A 15,887-nucleotide genomic window follows, 5' to 3' on the forward strand; every position below is an offset into this window, starting at 1 on the left:
CTGTCAGCTTGCACCACCTCAGGTTCCGCTACCGGCACCGCCACGCAAGCCACTTCAAACCAGCTCACTCGTCGTGTTGCTCGGTGAGTCCTTCGCGGAGGTGCTCCAGGGTGCGGGCCAGCAGGCGGGAGACGTGCATCTGGGACACCCCGATCCGTTCGGCGATCTGGGTCTGGGTCATGTTGTGCACGAAACGCAACCCGAGAATCCGCCGTTCGCGTTCGGGGAGTTCCCGGATCAGCGGCAGCAGTGCCTCGTGGTTTTCGACGCCCTCCAGCCCGGAGTCCTCCTCGCCGAGCGTGTCGCCGAGCGCCAGGTTCTCGGTGTCGCCGGAGAGCACCTCGTCCAGCGACATCGAGTGGTAGGCATTTCCGGCCTCCAGGCCCTCGTACACGTCCTCCTGGCTGATCGACAGGTGCGCGGCGATCTCGCTCGGGGTCGGGGCGCGGCCGAGGCGCTGCGCCAGCGCCGTGCTGGCGGCGGAGATCGACAGGTGCAGTTCCTTGAGCCGTCGTGGAACCCGGACCAGCCAGCCGCTGTCGCGGAAGTGCCGGCGGACCTCGCCCATCACGGTGGGCACCGCGAAGGACAGGAAGTCCGCGCCGCGGGCGGCGTCGAACCGGTCGACCGCGTTGATCAATCCGACGGTGGCGACCTGTACCAGGTCCTCCTTGGCCACGCCCCGGCCCGAGAACCGTTGCGCGATGTGCTCGGCCAGCGGGAGGTGCCCGGTCACGAGCTTGTCGCGGATCTCCGAGCGGCGCGGGTCGTCCGCGGGCAGCGCCGCCAACTCGTCGAACAGGGGGGCAAGTTGCTGGTACTCGTTCGACGATGTCGGGTGTGCTGCCTGGGGTCGAGAAGTCCTCACGCGCGCGCCCCTGGCACCTCCACCGACACCCGGCGCTTCGCGAGCTCGATGTTCAGGCGGTGGTGTTGTCCGTTCGACGAGACTCGGCTGTCCACCATGTCCGTCAAGGTAGTCAGGACGCGCCAGCCGAACGACCTGGTACTCGGCTCGGTACCGGTCGCCGAGTCGACCGTGCCCACGAAGCACAGCTCGTCGTCGGAGACGGTGAACCGGCAGTTCATGGCGGTTCCCGGCACGGCCCTGGTGATCAGGGTCGAGCATGCCTCGTCGACGGCGAGCTTGAGGTCCGCGATGGCGTCGAGGTCGAAGTCGGCCCGGGTGGCGATGGTCGCCACCACCGAGCGCACGATGGGCAGATTCATCAGGTCAGCGGTCAGCCGTAGTTCGATATCTCCTGGCCTCAAGCCGTCGGGCGCCGGCAGGCCGGGAGGTTCCCAGTCGGTCACGTTCACCTCATCTGTCGGATGCAACCTGCGGACCATGATGCCTCTACCGGACTACCTTCGCTGTGTTTCACCTGTGACGTCGTTTCTGTGCGGACAACTCACCCGATACTGGCGGCATACCCCACCGTCAGCGGAGCGAAACGTGGGGTTGCGTGACCGGCGGGCCCGCCGCGGTGGTCAGCGGGGCCCGCCGCGTGGTCAGCGCGGGAAGGTCGCGGCGGCCATGAGGAACTGATCGTTCTCGTCGGGCGAGCTCACCGTGACACGGACGCCGTCGCCCTGGAACGCGCGGACGACGATCTTGTTGGCCAACATGTGGTCGAAGAACTCGAGGGCACGCTCGCCCAGCGGCAGCCAGACGAAGTTGGCCTGTGACTCCGGGATCTCGTAGCCCAGGTCGCACAGTTGGGCGCGCACCCGCTCGCGCTCGGCCGCGGTCTGCGTACATCGCGCGAGAAGCTCGTCCTCGGCGTCGAGGCAGGCCAACGCCGCGGTCTGGGCCAGCGCGTTCACACTGAAGGGCACGTAGACCTTCTTCACCGCGGACGTGATCTCCTCCGGCCCGACGAGGTAACCGACGCGGAGCCCGGCCAGCCCGTACGCCTTCGAGAAGGTCCGCAGCACCGCCACGTTCCCCCGCTCGCGGACGAACTCCAGGCCGTCCGGCACGCCGGGGTCGGTCACGTACTCGCGATACGCCTCGTCCAGCGCCACCAGCACGTTGGACGGCACGGCGTCCAGGAACCGCGCCAGCGCGTCCCGGCGCACGGCGGTGCCCGTGGGGTTGTTCGGGTTGCACACGAACAACAGCCGGGTGCGCGGGGTGATCGCGGCGAGCATGGCGTCCAGGTCGTGCGAGAGCGTCGCGTCGAGCGGCACGCGGACCTGCGCAGCCGCCGCTACCTGCGTGACCGTCGGGTACGCCTCGAACGACCGCCAGGCGAACACCACCTCTTCGCCCGGCGCGCACATCGCCTGAACGAGTTGCTGGCAAAGGGAGACCGAGCCGCAGCCCACGGCGATCTGCTCCACCGGCAGCCGCACCTTGTCCGCCAGGCGCTGGGAAAGCTGGGTCACCGCGTTGTCCGGGTACCGGTTCACGTCGGATGCCGCGGCGGCGATCGCCTTGGCGACGCTGGGCAGTGGGCCGCCCGGCGACTCGTTGCTGGACAACTTGATCGCGTCGGGAACGGTACGGCCCGCGACATAGGAGGGCAGGGTGTCGAGATCGACGCGGGGCTGGACGGACATCGCGTGCTCCTTGTTGGCAGGTAGCGGTTGCTGTCACCGTAGCTCGTGACCACCCTGCGCAGGTGAACGGCGCGAATTGAACCTGAATCGGGTCCGGCCGGACATCGGTGGAGTTGCGTCGCCTTTTCGGGGAAGTCACGCCCGATTTTGCGGGCTAGAGTCATCGGGTGAGCAACGACGCGCAAACTCCAGAAGTGCTGTGGCGCCCCTCGGCCGAAGAGATCGCCGGCAGTCGCATCCAGGGCTTTCGCGATTGGCTGAAGACCGAGCGGGACGTACAAACCTCCGATTACGACGAGTTGTGGCGGTTTTCCGTTGACGAGCCGGACCGGTTCTGGGGCGCGCTCGCCGAGTTTCTCGGCGTGCGCTGGCACGACCAGCCGGCCGAAGTGCTCGCGGACGCGCGCATGCCGGGCGCGCGCTGGTTTCCCGGCGGCACCCTGAACTACGCGGAACATGCGCTGACCGGTCCGGCCGACGACGACCTCGCGGTGATCTTCCAGCGGGAGGACGGGGCCGGTGGTGAGCTCACCTACGGCCGGCTGCGCGAGCAGGTCGCGGCGGCGCGGGCCGCGCTGGTCGAGTTCGGGGTCGGCAAGGGCGACCGGGTGGTCGCGCTGGCGCCGAACTGCCCGCAGACGCTCGTCGCGTTCCTCGCGACGGCGAGCCTCGGCGCGATCTGGTCGTCGTGCTCACCCGACTTCGGCGTGCGCGCGGCGGTCGACCGGTTCAACCAGATCGAGCCGAAGGTGCTCCTCGCCGTGAACGGCTACGTCTACAATGGACGATCGTTCGACGTGCGGCCAACGATCAACCAGTTACGCGACGAGATCCCATCACTGGCGGTGACCCTGCTCGTCGACTACCTCGGCGGCGGGACCCTCGACGGTGCGCTGGACTGGGACGCCACCCTGGCCCGGTACGAGGGCGCCAAGCCGGCGTTCGAACCGGTGCCGTTCGACCATCCGCTGTGGGTGCTCTACTCGTCGGGGACCACCGGACTGCCCAAGGGCATCGTGCACGGTCATGGCGGCATCGTCGTGGAACACCTCAAGGCGGCCGCGCTGCAGATGGACCTGCGGCCGGGGGACCGGTTCTTCTGGTTCACCACCACCGGCTGGATGATGTGGAACTTCCTGATCGGCGGCCTGCTGGTCGGTGCCACGATCGTGCTCTACGACGGCAGCCCCGGTCATCCGGACCTCAACGCGCTGTGGCGGCTGGCCGAACGGCACCGCATCACCTACTTCGGTACGTCCGCACCGTTCATCCAGAGCTGCCTGAAGGCCCACCTGCAACCGGCGAAGCACTACGACCTGTCCGCGCTGCGGGCGATCGGTTCGACCGGGGCGCCGCTGAGCGTGGAAGGGTTCCGCTGGATCGTCGACGAGATCGGCGCGGGCGTGCAGATTTGTTCCGTGTCCGGCGGCACGGACCTGTGCGCGGCGTTCGTCGCCGCCGCACCCGACGTGCCGGTGTGGCTGGGCGAACTGTCCTGCCGGGCGCTGGGCGCCGCGGTGTCCGCCTTCGACGAGGACGGAAAGGCCGTCGTCGAGGAGGTCGGGGAGCTGGTGGTCACGCAGCCCATGCCGTCGATGCCGGTGTTCTTCTGGAACGATCCGGACGGTTCGCGGCTGCGCGAGGCATACTTCGACCACTACCCGGGCGTGTGGCGGCACGGCGACTGGATCCGGATCACCCGGCGCGGCTCGGCGGTGATCTATGGGCGCAGTGACTCGACGCTCAACCGGGGCGGGGTCCGGATGGGGACCGCGGAGTTCTACCGGATCGTCGAGGGATTCGACGAGGTCGCCGATTCGCTCGTGATTGATACCTCCGGCGCGGGGAACACCGAGGGCGAACTGTTGTGTTTCGTGGTGATGGCGCGGGGCGCGTCCCTGTCCGAGGTCGAACCACGACTTCGGCGGGAACTGCGCGGGGCGCTGTCCCCGCGGCATGTGCCGGACCGGTTCGTCGAGGTGGGTGACGTGCCTCGCACCCTTAACGGTAAAAAGTGCGAGGTCCCGGTCAAGAAGATCCTGACCGGAACCGCGCCCGAGCGGGCGATCAGCAAAGAGGCACTGGCGAACCCGGCTGCGCTGCGGCCGTTCGTGGAGTTCGCCGGCTTGAGGTAAGGGGGACGACGGTTGGCCGGTCGCAGGCGGTTGGACACCGTGGGGGAGGAGCCGATCGCGGAGGGCAAGGGACGCGAGCAGAGCGACGCCGTCCCGGACGGGCCCTCTGCTGTCAACGGTTCGCGGAGCGCGGCGGCCGGTGAGGAACGCCGGCCGGCCGTCTGGCGGCTGACCGGCGCCGTGTCGGTGGTCGTGATCACCTGGGTGACCAGGCTGGTCGGCCTCCTCACGGTGCTCTCGGTCGTGCTGCCGCTGGGGCGGCGTGGGATGCGTGGGCACGTCGCCCAGTGGTTGACGCTGCCCCAGGAGGCCACCACCGCGGCCGCCGCCGTCGCGGTGGTCACCGGGGTGTTGTTGATGATGCTGGCGTCCGGGCTGCGGCGGCGCAAGCGGCGGGCGTGGCAACTGACTCTGGCCGCGAGCCTGCTGGTCGCGGTGTCGCACGTCGGCTTGCGGCATCTGTTCGGGGCTCCAGGGCTCGTGTCGGTGGCGCTCGCGGTGGCGCTGCTGGTGAACCGGCGGTACTTCATCGCGTTGCCCGATCCGGTGACCGGCAGGTGGCGCGCCGTCCGGGTGTTCGTGCAGCTGGTCGTCGCCGGGCTGCTGATCAACTTCACGCTGCTGACCGTCGCGCCGGCCCGGCTGCTCACCCCGTTGAACTTCCAGGACCGATTCACCGAATCAGCGCTCGCGCTGATCGGCGTCAGCGGACCTGCTGAGTTCCACGTGACCTGGCTCGATGACCTGGTCGCGAGCATCGGCCTGCTGTTCGGCCTTGGCGCCGTGCTGCTCGCGGCGTACTTCCTGCTCCGGTCGGCCGAGCCGGCGCCGCACCTGTCGGAAGCGGAGAAGGAACGCCTGCGGACCCTGCTGGCCCGGCACGGTGAGCGCGACTCGCTGGGCTACTTCGCGCTCCGGGACGACAAGTTCGTCGTCTTCTCGAAGACCGGGAAAGCGGCCGTGACCTATCGGGTGATCGCCGGCGCGGCGGTGGCCTCCGGTGACCCGCTGGGCGACAGCGAGGCGTGGCCAGGAGCGATCGAGGAGTTCCTGGACGTGTGCCGGCGGTACGGCTGGGTGCCGTCGGTGATGGGCTGCTCCGAACTGGGGGCGACGGTGTGGTCGCGATACGGCCTGGACGTGCTGGAAATCGGTGACGAAGCGATCGTGGACGTGGACACCTTCACCCTCGACGGGCGAGCGATGCGAGGCGTCCGGCAGGCGGTGTCGAGGACCAGGCGGGCCGGCTACGAGGTGCGGGTGCGGCAGGCCGACGAGATCGATGGCGAGGAACGGGCCCGGCTCGAAGCGCTGGCGGCCCACTGGCGCGGCAGCGACACGGAACGGGGCTTCTCGATGGCGCTGGGCCGCATGGGCGACCCCGGTGCGGTGATCGTCACCGCCGAACAGCAGGGACAGGTCCGCGGCCTACTGCAGTTCGTACCCTGGGGCCGGCACGGGCTGTCCCTCGACGTGATGCGCCGCGACCGCGCCGCCGACAACGGGGTCAACGAGCTGATGATCTCCGAACTCCTGCTCACCGCCCGCGAAGGGCACGTGAAACACGTCTCCCTCAACTTCGCCGCCTTCCGGAAACTGATGGAGCAGGGCCAGCGAATCGGCGCCGGCCCGGTCGCGCGCCTGTCGGCCAAGGTGCTGCACTGGGCGTCGCGCTGGGTCCAGATCGAGACGCTCTACCGGTTCAACGCGAAGTTCCAACCCCGCTGGCTGCCGCGATACCTTGTCTACCCCGGCGTCCGCGAACTGCCCCGCGTCGGCGTCGCCGTGTTCGAGGCCGAAGGCCTCGGCGGCCGTTCGCGCTGGTTGATGCGCATGCTGCGGAGATGAGGGGGTGCTTTGCCGGGGCCGCAACCGCATGTGTAGGCTATCGACGCAGTGGTCGTTGATCCGGGAGGCTTCGCCTAGTCTGGTCTATGGCGCCGCACTGCTAATGCGGTTGGGGGTGACCCCCCCTCCCGGGTTCAAATCCCGGAGCCTCCGCTCAGCACCGGCACGCCGCGTGCTAAGTTGATAACTGAACAAGCGCCCGTAGCTCAACGGATAGAGCATCTGACTACGGATCAGAAGGTTAGGGGTTCGAATCCCTTCGGGCGCACGTCTGGTTGAGACAGCAGAAACCCCCTCTTACCAGGGGGTTTCTTCTTTTTCAAGATCCGGCCGACTCTCGAGATGTTGATCTTCATCCACAGTCTCATCCACCAGGGTTGCTAGCGTCACATCCATGGGCAGTCCGAATGGTGCCGCTGGGGGTCGGAAGAGAGGGAGCATCCGACGTCTCGGGAACGTGCTTCAGGTCCGCGTGTCGGCGGGCAAGGACCCGGCGACTGGCGAGCGCTTGGTCTTGGTCGAGTCGGCGCGGATCGAGAAGCCTGGGAACGAGCGGTCCGAACGGGCCGCGCAGAAGGACGCCGAGAAGATCCTCACTCGGCTTCAGGGCGAGGCGGACTCGCTGAAGGTGGCCCGGACCAAGTCGACGTTCGGCGCGCTGCTCGACCGCTGGCTCATCCAGCACGAGCTGGACGCGACGACCCGCATGAACTACGAGTGGATCATCCGGGACCACATCCGCCCCGTCCTCGGCGACGTCCCCCTTCTCCTGCTCACACGGGACGCGTCCGAACGCCTGGAGCGGTTCTACGCCGATCTCCGGCGGTGCCGGGTCCGTTGCAACGGAAAGCCGTTCATTGAGCACCGCGTCGATGGTCCACATCAGTGCCGGACGGTGAAGCACCGCTACCCACCGGGCCGCCCGCCCGCCGGCGGCCACGGCGACCACGACTGCAAGGCGGCCGGCTGCACCGTGATCGAGTGCGGCCCGCACAAATGCAAGCCCTACTCGGCTTCCACAGTCCGTCAAGTCCACGCGATCATCAGCGGCGCTCTCAGCGCGGCCGTCCGTTGGGGCTGGATTGCGTACAACCCAGCGCCGTCCGTGCGTTTGCCCGCCAAGCGTCGGCCTCAGCCCAAGCCGCCCTCGGTCGAGGACATGGCCCGCATCATCGAGGCCGCGAACGAGGCGAGCACGGAGTGGGGCACCTACGTCTGGCTGTCCGCCGTGACCGGCGCCCGCCGCGGCGAGGTTGTTGCACTGCAATGGGAGGACGTCGACCTCAAGGCTGGCGTGGTCGTCTTGGACGAGAACTATGTGCGCGGACCGGACGGAATGTTTCTCAAGGACACCAAGACCCACCAAGGCCGTCGTGTGTCCCTCGATCCCGAGACCGTAACCCTGCTCCGGCAACACAAAGACGCCGCCGCGAAGCAGTTGCGGCTACTTGGCCTGGAGCTCACCGGCAAGACATGGCTGTTCTCGGCGCGGGCAGACCTCAGCGTGCCTCGCGACCCGAGTTCGTTGACGAGACGGTATAGCCGGTTGGTTGAGAAGCTCGACATTCAGACGCAGCTCAAGGAGCTTCGCCACTACTCCGCAACCGAGTTGCTCACCGCCGGCGTCGACCTCCGCACCGTGGCCGGCCGCCTGGGGCACGGCGACGGCACGACAACCCTTCGACACTACGCGGCTTGGGTCGGCGCGGCTGACAAGGCTGCCGCTGCCACAATCGCCAGCAGAATGCCGAAGCGGAGGCCCACAGAGTCAAGTCAACCCGTGGACCCGAATTAGAGTGCTGGTCACTGGTGTCTTGCGCTGGACGTCCTGCGGCCAATGCACATGAGCGACGAGAGACCGGACACTTGTCCCAGCGTCTCTGTGACTACTTGTACGACCACATGTCCGGGGCGGGGTTGTGAAGGCCTTGATCACATAGGGCGACGTCTGGACCCGCTGCGAAGACCTGCGACAGTTCGACGCAGCAGCCAGGAGGTTTTATGTACTCGCCCCGGGGCGTTCGCTGTGAGCAGCGAATCCGCGCTTGCGTCCGTCGCCGAAACTTCTTGGTCCGGGGTAGTCGCTCGCGCTGCTTTTCGCTGGCGAAGATCATGCGCTCACGACCTTGTTCGACCCCATCACGCACCATGCTCACGAGTTTGCCAGTAGCCGGGCGTATGACCGCTTTCTCGCCTACGAGGTTGTTGCTTAGAGCCACGACGCGATACGGACTGACCGGCCATACGACGTACGGTGCGTCCAGTAGGCTCGGGCTGATGTTGCGTCTGAACGGGACAAATACCGGCGCGTCGCAGGTCATGAATCGACCTTCCGGATCATGCCACACCTCTATTTGGCGAGTGGTAAGCACGTCGGCTGCGTCCCACATCGCCGAGAATAACAACTTGGTGTGAAAGCCCGCTGCTAAGTGCGGGTTTGCAGGGTCGTCCCACGACGCGACCCCACCCGGATCCTGGGCGACGTGCCATGCGTTGTACTGCTGGTGAAGCCGGCGCTCCTGCAAGGTGCGCATACGCTGGACCGCCATCGTGACCCCGAGTGCGATCAGGTCGTCAAACTGCAGCTCTTCGGGGTCTTCAAGTCGATTGAATAAGGTCTGCACCCGCCGAAGCTCGGTGTCTACGACGCCGAACAGCAGCTCCACCCGATTGTGGGCAGCGCCGTCCGGCCCGACGACCCGGTAGAAGTTCTCTTCCACGCAGACTTTCGTCAGACCAAGTGGCTTAACCACTCCCGTGACCGTGTCGAGGGCCCAAACTCGCTTACCGTCGAACGACCATTGGCGAAGGTATGCCTTCGGGACGTAGTGGTGCCGGCGACTGCGTGTGTCCGCGGCCTCCTGCAGGCTCAACAGTTCGTCCATGTACTTCCGGGCACGTCCGTGCAGCGACTTGCCCCCCGCGGTAACCGGCACCTGCCCCCACGGGTTCCGGATCTGCTGAACCAACTTCCAGTCATTGGCCTGGAAGCCTGAATCCGTCCACACACCGCTACCGTGGCCAGGGACACCGACAGGCGGGCGGTCAACGGGTCGATCCCCGCCCGGTCCCCGGCTTCCTCCATGAACACTGTGGTCGGCTCGAGTATTGGCGCGTTGGGCGGCCGGTCTCGGGCCACGCTTGTCGCAAGCCCGTCGTCTTTGGCCAGCGCGGCCGGTGAGCTGGCGGGCAATGTTCTACCCGGGTTCCGGGGGCTCCAAGGCGGACCCTCGAGGACCGGGTTTCCGTGGCCCCTCCGGTAGGCGTGGGATTTCTTCCGCTTCGCGGGTGAAGGTTTCTTCGTCCTGCGTGCGGTACTTGCGTAGGAGCCGGGCGAGTTTCGCGCCGTCACGGGGAGCCGCCGCGACCAGGGCAGCGAGGAGTTGGGCGCGGCTGGTGTTCTCTCCTGCCTGATTGGCGAGGTACAGCAGCAAGTCGAGGCGGTGGTCGACCTTCTCCGGCCAGTGAACGAGCGTGCTGCGCCGCCTTCCCCGGTGCAGTCTCATCTCGCCTCCGCCACGTACTTAACCTATAATAAACATATGATGGCTGCCGGGATGAACAGCAAGTTTGCTGCGGATGATGGAGCCCTAATGCTGACGTTCGCACCGGGCGAGACGACGGCCGAAGCCACGCCGATCAAGGTTGCGGGTCGTGTACTGAAACCGAGTCCGGTGTTCGATACCTACTGGCGGTTCGCGGCCGCCCGCCAAGAGGTGTACCTAGCGCGGGTGGAAGACCGCCCGGGCCCATGGACCCATGATCCGATCCTGCTGAGGCACCGCTTCACCAACTGCTATCGGGCAGCGGACCGAGTCAGCCAGTACTTAATCTCCGACGTGAGCTACGCCGGAGATCAGGCGTGGGACGAGGTGTTCTTCCGCACGATCGTCTTCAAACTGTTCAACCGGCTCTCCACGTGGCAGCTGCTGAGCGGAGCGCTCGGTGAGGTCCGGTGGGACGAGTATTCGTTCGACGTCTACAACGAGGTGTTGAGCTGCGCGTTCCAGGCCGGGGAGAAGTTGTACTCGGCTGCGTATGTCATGCCGGCGCCGCGGCTGTCCGAAGTGCGCAAGCACAGCAACCACTTGCGGTTGATCGAACTGATGATGCGCTCATCGACGCCGCAGCGGATCCAGGACGCGGCCACGATGCAGGACGCTTTCGCTGTGCTGCGGGACTTTCCGGGCATGGGTGATTTTCTGGCCTATCAGTACTTGATCGACCTCAACTACTCGGCCGGCCTGGACTTCGACGAGATGGAGTTCGTCGTCCCAGGGCCCGGGGCGCGGGACGGGATCAGAAAGTGTTTCGGTCCCGCGTCCGCAGGGATCGAGCACGACATCATCCGTTACATGGCTGATCAGCAAGAAGAACATTTCGACCGGCTCGGGTTGTCGTTCCCGGGCCTGTGGGGCAGACGACTCCAGCTGATCGACTGCCAGAATCTGTTCTGCGAGGTTGACAAGTACGCGCGCGTGGCCCACCCGGAGGTTGCGGGCTTGTCGGGGCGCACGCGGATCAAACAGACCTTCCGACGTGACTCCGCACCGGTCACAGCCTGGTTCCCGCCAAAATGGGGTATCAACGCCCGTATTGGTCAGTCCGCCCCGCGAATAGGGACCAAGACCGCTTGCCGCCGCGGGCAGATTACGCTGGAAGACCCGCTGCAACTGCAGCTGGGCTGAACGAGACCTCCGTCAGGCTGCGTGATGGTCGGCGATACGCCCTAACGTCTCGTCGAGGTCGGATAGTTGACCATCGACTTGGGCATAACCCGCCAGAACGGTTAGGTGACCGACCTCGAGTCCTGCTTGGTGGGCCACGTAATGGACAAGCTGTCCCAAGCCCAGATAGTTGCCGTAGGCGCGTTCGACAAGGTAGTGGCTGCGGTAGTGCGCGACGGCGTGAACACGGTTGTCCTCGCGTTGGAACGCGACGCTGCTTAGACAGGGGCCGCCGCGTCCGTGACGACCGCGAGTCGGATGGTGGATGAGGGTTCCGGGGTCGATGCTCTCCGACGGCCCGGCGGCGTCCTTGACGGTAGCCACGGCGGTCTCGTATTCAGCACCTATCACCCGTTTCTGACGCAGTGTTTTGATCACGGGCGCGAGCTGGTCAACGGGGGCTGGGTGTTTGTCACTACCGATGGGGTAGGCGACGAGCCGGCCGAAATAGGTCCCCCAGGAGTTCTTGCGGAACCGCCGGATCACGTCGTAGCTGTTTCGGTACTTCGTGACGAGTTCCTCGTGTGTACGGCATACCGCGGCCAAGCCGGCCGGCATGATCGTGTTGGCGACCGTGTCGACCGTCTGCAGGCCGCGGTTGGCGAGCAGCATGTCTATCTCGTGTCTCGTCCTCGCGTCCTCGGCGAGTGGGTCCTCGATGCTGACGATGAGGTGGAAGGTCTTGTGCCCGGCAGCGGCGCGGGTTGCGGTCACGGCCTTGTACCAGGCAGCGGACACCGTGTCGGCCTGAATCGGCTTGATCATTTTGTTTGCTCCTCCAGTGTGTTTGGGCCGTCGTTCTGGTGGCGTTCCAGCCAGGCCAGGTCGATCCCGTCGCGGACCGAGACCGGCTCGACGAGAACGGACCATCCTCCGGCGGCGGAGCCCGAGCCGAGTCTCGCGGGGGCGGTGAACTCTGCCGTGACTTGCCAGCACGCGATCCGGGGCTCATCGAGGAGGTCGAGCTGCCCTTCGGCCGGGTCGTCGAGCTCGACCTGTTCCCAACCGGCGCTATCGCCGCCCAGGGCCTTGAGTTCGGCGTGCACGGTTGGCGTGGCGATGAGCAGGTCTCCGGCGGCGGCATGGACCGTGGCGTCACGCATGCCGGTGTCGAGGACATGGACCTCGCCACCGGAGACCGGAGCGTAGGGACCTGCCAGGCTGGCTCGTACTCGTGCGCGGCCAGCCCGTGCCCAGGTGGATGCCGTGGTCGCTGACACCAGCTCGAGGTTGGCCAAGTGGCGGCACATACCCCGGAACGACGCGCCCAGCAGTGCCGCGAGCCGGTAGGCGTCGCGGGCGGACCGCGGCTTGTCCTTGCCCAGTAGTCGGAGGCCGCGCAGGACGGCCGGTCTGGGCATGAGGAACCACGCCGCGAAGGCTTCCGCCGACATCTCCGTGCCCGTCCATGCTCCAGGGGTCTGCGACTCCCACAGATCGAGGCCGAGATCGACCGAGTCGCCGTGGCGCAACTGGTGATGACCCAGCTCGTGCGCGGCGGTATGCCGGAGCGTCGGCATCGACAAACCCGAGTTGACCAAGATTCCTGGCCCATGGGTGGCAGGGGAGATGTAGGTACCGAAGTGACCGGGCATGTCTTGGAACATGAGAGGGATGTCAGCGCGCCGAATCGCGGCGACCACATCGACGTAGCTGTCCGGCGGCACATCGAGGTCTGCGCGGGCGTGCACCGCCGCGAGCTGAGCGACACGGTGAGCCTGGCGCCACGTCGCGATCAACGTTGACCCTCGTCGCTGGCCTTGTCCTGGGCGAGGAACTCCGCGAATGCCTGCACGGCCTTGCGATTCTCCTCGGTCAGGCTCGTCAAGTTGCGCATCAAGGCGGCGATCGCATGATCGCCAGCCGAGGACGCCCCCTCCTCGTCGAGGAAGTACCCGACCGGTTTCCGATACAACCCGGCGAGTTTCTTCAACTCCAGGCTGTCCACCTTGCGTTCACCGCGTTCGATGTCCGAGACCGCCGACCGCGGTATTCCCGTCCGGCCCGACACGTACTGCTGCGACAGGTTCAAGTACTCGCGTACTTCTTTGAGTTTCAGGCCGAGCTTGCCCCAACCACTCATTTCCGCATCTGCGGACACATCGTTCACATCGATCTCCTCAGGGGGTGGTGCCGCTGGTCGCTAGCGACAGGATCAATTCCGCGAATGTGGACACCGACCTCAAGGCCGGTGCAGCCGTGTCCGGTACACGAACCCCATATCGCCTCTCGAGCTCGACCACGAACTGCACCAGTACGATGGAGCTGTAGGGCATCTCCGCGCCCTCGGCGAGTAGCTCCTCACGAAGAAGCTCAGGGTCGGTCTCCAGTTCCTGCGCTAGCAGCTTCAAGATCAGATTCTCGACTTCGGCCTGCGTCGGTACCACGCGCACCCCCAACAATCGGTGTCTTGTTCTCCGACAAGCTCTGTCGTAGTATCCCACACTGTCGATGAATCCGACAAGTGTTGTCGGCAGGAGACACAAGGAGGGGTGCGGTGCAGCTGTCCGACTATCAAAAGGCAGCCGTTCGAACCGATCAGCGACCTGGCGCAGACCTGGAAGCAGTGACCATCGGCCTGCTCGGTCTCGCCGGCGAGGCCGGCTCGGTCGCCACGGAGTACAAGAAGCAACGGCGGGACGGCGCCGCCTACCGGGCGTTCAAGGTCCGGATGCGCGAAGAACTCGGTGACGTCCTCTGGTACGTCGCTGACCTGTGCGAGAAGTTCGACCTCGACATGGACGACGTAGCCGTCGCCAACCTGGACAAGGTTAAGGATCGATGGCGGCCCTCGCCCCACGTCGAACCCTTCGACCAAGCATTTCCCCAGCACGAGCAGTTGCCGCGGCATGCACGAATCGAATTCCAGCTGCGGGAGCTCGACGACGGGCGTACCGCCAGTGTGATGATCTGGAACGGTGCGACGCTCGGTGATCCGCTCACCGACGCCGCCAGGGTCGAGGACGGCTACCGGTTCCACGACGCCTTCCATCTGGCCCATGCCGCTGTACTCGGCTGGTCGCCGGTGATGCGCGCACTCATGCGCCGCAAGCGCAAGTCCGATCTCGCCACGGACGAAGCCGAGGACGGTGGCCGGGCGGTCGCCATCGAGGAAGGCATCTCAGCACTGGTGTTCGCCTACGCCTCCGCCCACGACTACCTCGACGGAATCAAGCACATCGACCAGCCGGTGCTCGATACCATCCGCTCCCTCGTCGGCGGCCTTGAAGTCTGTGTCCTCCGCTCCGCGGACTGGGAACGAGCGATACTCACGGGATTCGAGGTATGGCGGTCCCTCAACCGCACCCACGGCGGCACTGTGGAGCTGGACGCCGACGCTCGCACCCTTCGCTTGGTTTGACGTAGCCGATATGTAGGTGCTCGCGGTCGACTACAACAAATCTCCCGGTGAGCCGGTCCCGCGGCAGCGGTCCTGGCCCACATAGTGCAGCGTTAGCACGCTGTTCCAGTGACGAAGCACCGACGGTCCGAGTGCGTCTTCAAGTTGAGGTCAAGCGTGAGACGCTGTCGATCTTCATCCACATTCTCATCCACGAACTGGTGCCGAAGGATTCCAAAAGTGCCCAATTTCGCGACACTGAGGTGATCTCAGTGACTTTCACGTGATTTTGTCGTGCTCGAAATGGGTGAGTACGAGTGCGGCTTTGACGATATTGCCGATTTTGCGTGGGCTGGTGGTGATATGGCGTAGTGTTCGCCAGCGTCCGGTGAGCAGGGCAAAGCCGCGTTCGCCCAAGCATCGCAGGCCCCGCAGCAGGGCGTTGTAGGACCGGTTGTCGACATCGAGGACCTGGCCGCCGGCGGGTTGTCTGATCGGGGTGAGGATACCGATGCCGGCCCCGGTGTAGCCGCCGTCGGCCAGTGTGGGCAGATCCAGTTGGGAGGCTGCCCAGTACAAGGCGCCCAGCACGTGGTCCTGGGCGGTGGTCAGGTCGTGGGCCGAGCCGGGCTCGACGTCACTGACCCACAGCGGAAACCCGGTCGGCGCCGAGAGCGCTTGGATGTTGCCGCCGTGCTCGTGGGCCTTTCCCGAGTACCACGCGTCAATCTGTTCCCCTTTCACACTGGTGGTTTGCTCGCCGCAGCGGTCGGTGGAGAAGAGTTTTCCATCCAAGATCAGGTGGGTCATGCCATCGTCTTTGGCTTTCCGTAAGGCTTCGTGGAGGTCCGGTGCCTGATCGGCGAGGACGGTGATGACCTCGTCCAGATAGCGATAACCGGTCGCGCGAGAGATCCCGTGATCGCGGGCCAGCGAGGTGACATCGACGTCCTGGCGGAACCAACGCAGGCCCAGCACGGCCTGCCGGAAGCAGGTCAACGCCCGGGTGGTTTTGCGGGTGCCGCGTCGGCGGCGTTCGGCGTGTAGCAGTCTACCCAGGTACTGGGCCAGTTCGCGGGGCACGTCGAGTGTGGCACGATAGCTGATCACGGGGAGCTTCCTGGTTTCGGACTTGATCTTCGCAAATCCAGTCCTACCAGGGGCTCCCCGCCCGACTTCCCCCGAGCCCCGACCTGTGTCCCGGCGCCTGTCCACATGACTCGTGCGCGCTTCTTCGGCCTTCAACACCGCAATCTTGGTGAGATCACCTCA

The 15,887-nt window shown here is 66.0% G+C and carries 15 protein-coding genes and 2 tRNA genes; 7 read left to right on the top strand and 10 right to left on the bottom strand.

Annotated elements, in window-relative coordinates; translation table 11 throughout:
* Positions 1 to 64: 64 nt before the first annotated feature.
* The 3 genes from A3CU_RS0112060 to hisC all read right to left on the bottom strand — a co-directional run bounded on the left by A3CU_RS0112060 (position 65) and on the right by hisC (position 2,565).
* Positions 65 to 868, bottom strand: a complete 804-nt coding sequence (locus tag A3CU_RS0112060) for a SigB/SigF/SigG family RNA polymerase sigma factor (protein ID WP_027942509.1) — start codon at positions 866 to 868, stop codon at positions 65 to 67.
* On the bottom strand, positions 865 to 1,314 hold the full coding sequence (locus A3CU_RS0112065; protein ID WP_027942510.1) for an ATP-binding protein: 450 nt from the start codon (positions 1,312 to 1,314) through the stop codon (positions 865 to 867). The genes A3CU_RS0112060 and A3CU_RS0112065 overlap by 4 nt, the downstream gene beginning before the upstream one ends.
* Positions 1,315 to 1,512: 198 nt before the next feature.
* Positions 1,513 to 2,565, bottom strand: a complete 1,053-nt coding sequence (gene hisC / locus A3CU_RS0112070) for a histidinol-phosphate transaminase (protein WP_027942511.1) — start codon at positions 2,563 to 2,565, stop codon at positions 1,513 to 1,515.
* Between the two features lie 167 nt (positions 2,566 to 2,732).
* On the opposite strand from hisC, the gene A3CU_RS0112075 reads away from it, so the two are divergent.
* The 5 genes from A3CU_RS0112075 to A3CU_RS44470 all read left to right on the top strand — a co-directional run bounded on the left by A3CU_RS0112075 (position 2,733) and on the right by A3CU_RS44470 (position 8,343).
* A complete protein-coding gene (locus A3CU_RS0112075) occupies positions 2,733 to 4,700 on the top strand; it encodes an acetoacetate--CoA ligase (RefSeq protein WP_027942512.1) in 1,968 nt (655 codons plus the stop codon).
* Between the two features lie 168 nt (positions 4,701 to 4,868).
* Positions 4,869 to 6,548, top strand: coding sequence for a phosphatidylglycerol lysyltransferase domain-containing protein (locus A3CU_RS0112080; protein WP_027942513.1), 1,680 nt, complete (start codon positions 4,869 to 4,871; stop codon positions 6,546 to 6,548).
* 63 nt (positions 6,549 to 6,611) lie between these two features.
* A tRNA-Ser gene (locus A3CU_RS0112085) sits at positions 6,612 to 6,701 on the top strand.
* 42 nt (positions 6,702 to 6,743) lie between these two features.
* Positions 6,744 to 6,816, top strand: a tRNA-Arg gene (locus tag A3CU_RS0112090).
* 189 nt (positions 6,817 to 7,005) lie between these two features.
* A complete protein-coding gene (locus tag A3CU_RS44470; RefSeq protein ID WP_052371652.1) occupies positions 7,006 to 8,343 on the top strand; it encodes a site-specific integrase in 1,338 nt (445 codons plus the stop codon).
* A 91-nt stretch (positions 8,344 to 8,434) separates the two neighbouring features.
* Here the strand turns inward: A3CU_RS44470 and A3CU_RS0112100 are convergent, their stop codons facing one another.
* Both A3CU_RS0112100 and A3CU_RS0112105 read right to left on the bottom strand, forming a co-directional pair.
* The gene (locus A3CU_RS0112100) at positions 8,435 to 9,556 is read right to left on the bottom strand and encodes a DUF4238 domain-containing protein (RefSeq protein WP_027942514.1); all 1,122 of its coding nucleotides are present in this window, start codon (positions 9,554 to 9,556) and stop codon (positions 8,435 to 8,437) included.
* Positions 9,557 to 9,745: 189 nt separating this feature from the next.
* Positions 9,746 to 10,054: a hypothetical protein gene (locus tag A3CU_RS0112105; protein WP_027942515.1), complete on the bottom strand. Its 309-nt coding sequence runs from the start codon at positions 10,052 to 10,054 to the stop codon at positions 9,746 to 9,748.
* Positions 10,055 to 10,090: 36 nt separating this feature from the next.
* Here A3CU_RS0112105 and A3CU_RS44475 point away from each other — a divergent pair, with 36 nt between their 5' ends.
* A complete protein-coding gene (locus A3CU_RS44475) occupies positions 10,091 to 11,236 on the top strand; it encodes a nucleotide kinase domain-containing protein (RefSeq protein ID WP_169739621.1) in 1,146 nt (381 codons plus the stop codon).
* Positions 11,237 to 11,248: 12 nt separating this feature from the next.
* On the opposite strand, the gene A3CU_RS44480 is transcribed toward A3CU_RS44475, so the two are convergent.
* The 4 genes from A3CU_RS44480 to A3CU_RS53455 are packed head-to-tail and all read right to left on the bottom strand — an operon-like array spanning position 11,249 to position 13,626.
* Entirely contained in the window at positions 11,249 to 12,040 is a 792-nt protein-coding gene (locus A3CU_RS44480) for a thymidylate synthase family protein (RefSeq protein ID WP_052371653.1), read from the bottom strand.
* The gene (locus A3CU_RS44485) at positions 12,037 to 13,014 is read right to left on the bottom strand and encodes an ImmA/IrrE family metallo-endopeptidase (protein ID WP_052371654.1); all 978 of its coding nucleotides are present in this window, start codon (positions 13,012 to 13,014) and stop codon (positions 12,037 to 12,039) included. Before A3CU_RS44485 ends, A3CU_RS44480 begins: the two co-directional genes overlap by 4 nt.
* The gene (locus A3CU_RS0112125; protein WP_211246400.1) at positions 13,011 to 13,385 is read right to left on the bottom strand and encodes a helix-turn-helix domain-containing protein; all 375 of its coding nucleotides are present in this window, start codon (positions 13,383 to 13,385) and stop codon (positions 13,011 to 13,013) included. The genes A3CU_RS44485 and A3CU_RS0112125 overlap by 4 nt, the downstream gene beginning before the upstream one ends.
* 10 nt (positions 13,386 to 13,395) lie before the next feature.
* Positions 13,396 to 13,626 (bottom strand): acyl carrier protein, encoded by a 231-nt coding sequence (locus A3CU_RS53455; protein WP_169739622.1) that lies wholly within the window; start codon positions 13,624 to 13,626, stop codon positions 13,396 to 13,398.
* Between the two features lie 146 nt (positions 13,627 to 13,772).
* Between A3CU_RS53455 and A3CU_RS0112135 the strand changes: the two genes are divergently transcribed.
* Positions 13,773 to 14,636, top strand: a complete 864-nt coding sequence (locus A3CU_RS0112135) for a nucleoside triphosphate pyrophosphohydrolase family protein (protein WP_027942518.1) — start codon at positions 13,773 to 13,775, stop codon at positions 14,634 to 14,636.
* Positions 14,637 to 14,894: 258 nt separating this feature from the next.
* Here A3CU_RS0112135 and A3CU_RS0112145 read toward each other — a convergent pair whose 3' ends face one another.
* Positions 14,895 to 15,725, bottom strand: a complete 831-nt coding sequence (locus A3CU_RS0112145; RefSeq protein WP_027942519.1) for a transposase family protein — start codon at positions 15,723 to 15,725, stop codon at positions 14,895 to 14,897.
* Positions 15,726 to 15,887 lie beyond the last annotated feature (162 nt).

The organism is Amycolatopsis taiwanensis DSM 45107, from assembly GCF_000519205.1.
GTDB lineage: Bacteria > Actinomycetota > Actinomycetes > Mycobacteriales > Pseudonocardiaceae > Amycolatopsis_E > Amycolatopsis_E taiwanensis.

Bases quoted from the DNA above. Each gene is read 5' to 3' on its own strand.
- hisC (WP_027942511.1), bottom strand. From the start codon at position 2,565: ATGTCCGTCCAGCCCCGCGTCGATCTCGACACCCTGCCCTCCTATGTC.
- A3CU_RS0112105 (WP_027942515.1), bottom strand. From the start codon at position 10,054: ATGAGACTGCACCGGGGAAGGCGGCGCAGCACGCTCGTTCACTGGCCG.
- A3CU_RS44475 (WP_169739621.1), top strand. From the start codon at position 10,091: ATGATGGCTGCCGGGATGAACAGCAAGTTTGCTGCGGATGATGGAGCC.
- A3CU_RS44480 (WP_052371653.1), bottom strand. From the start codon at position 12,040: ATGATCAAGCCGATTCAGGCCGACACGGTGTCCGCTGCCTGGTACAAG.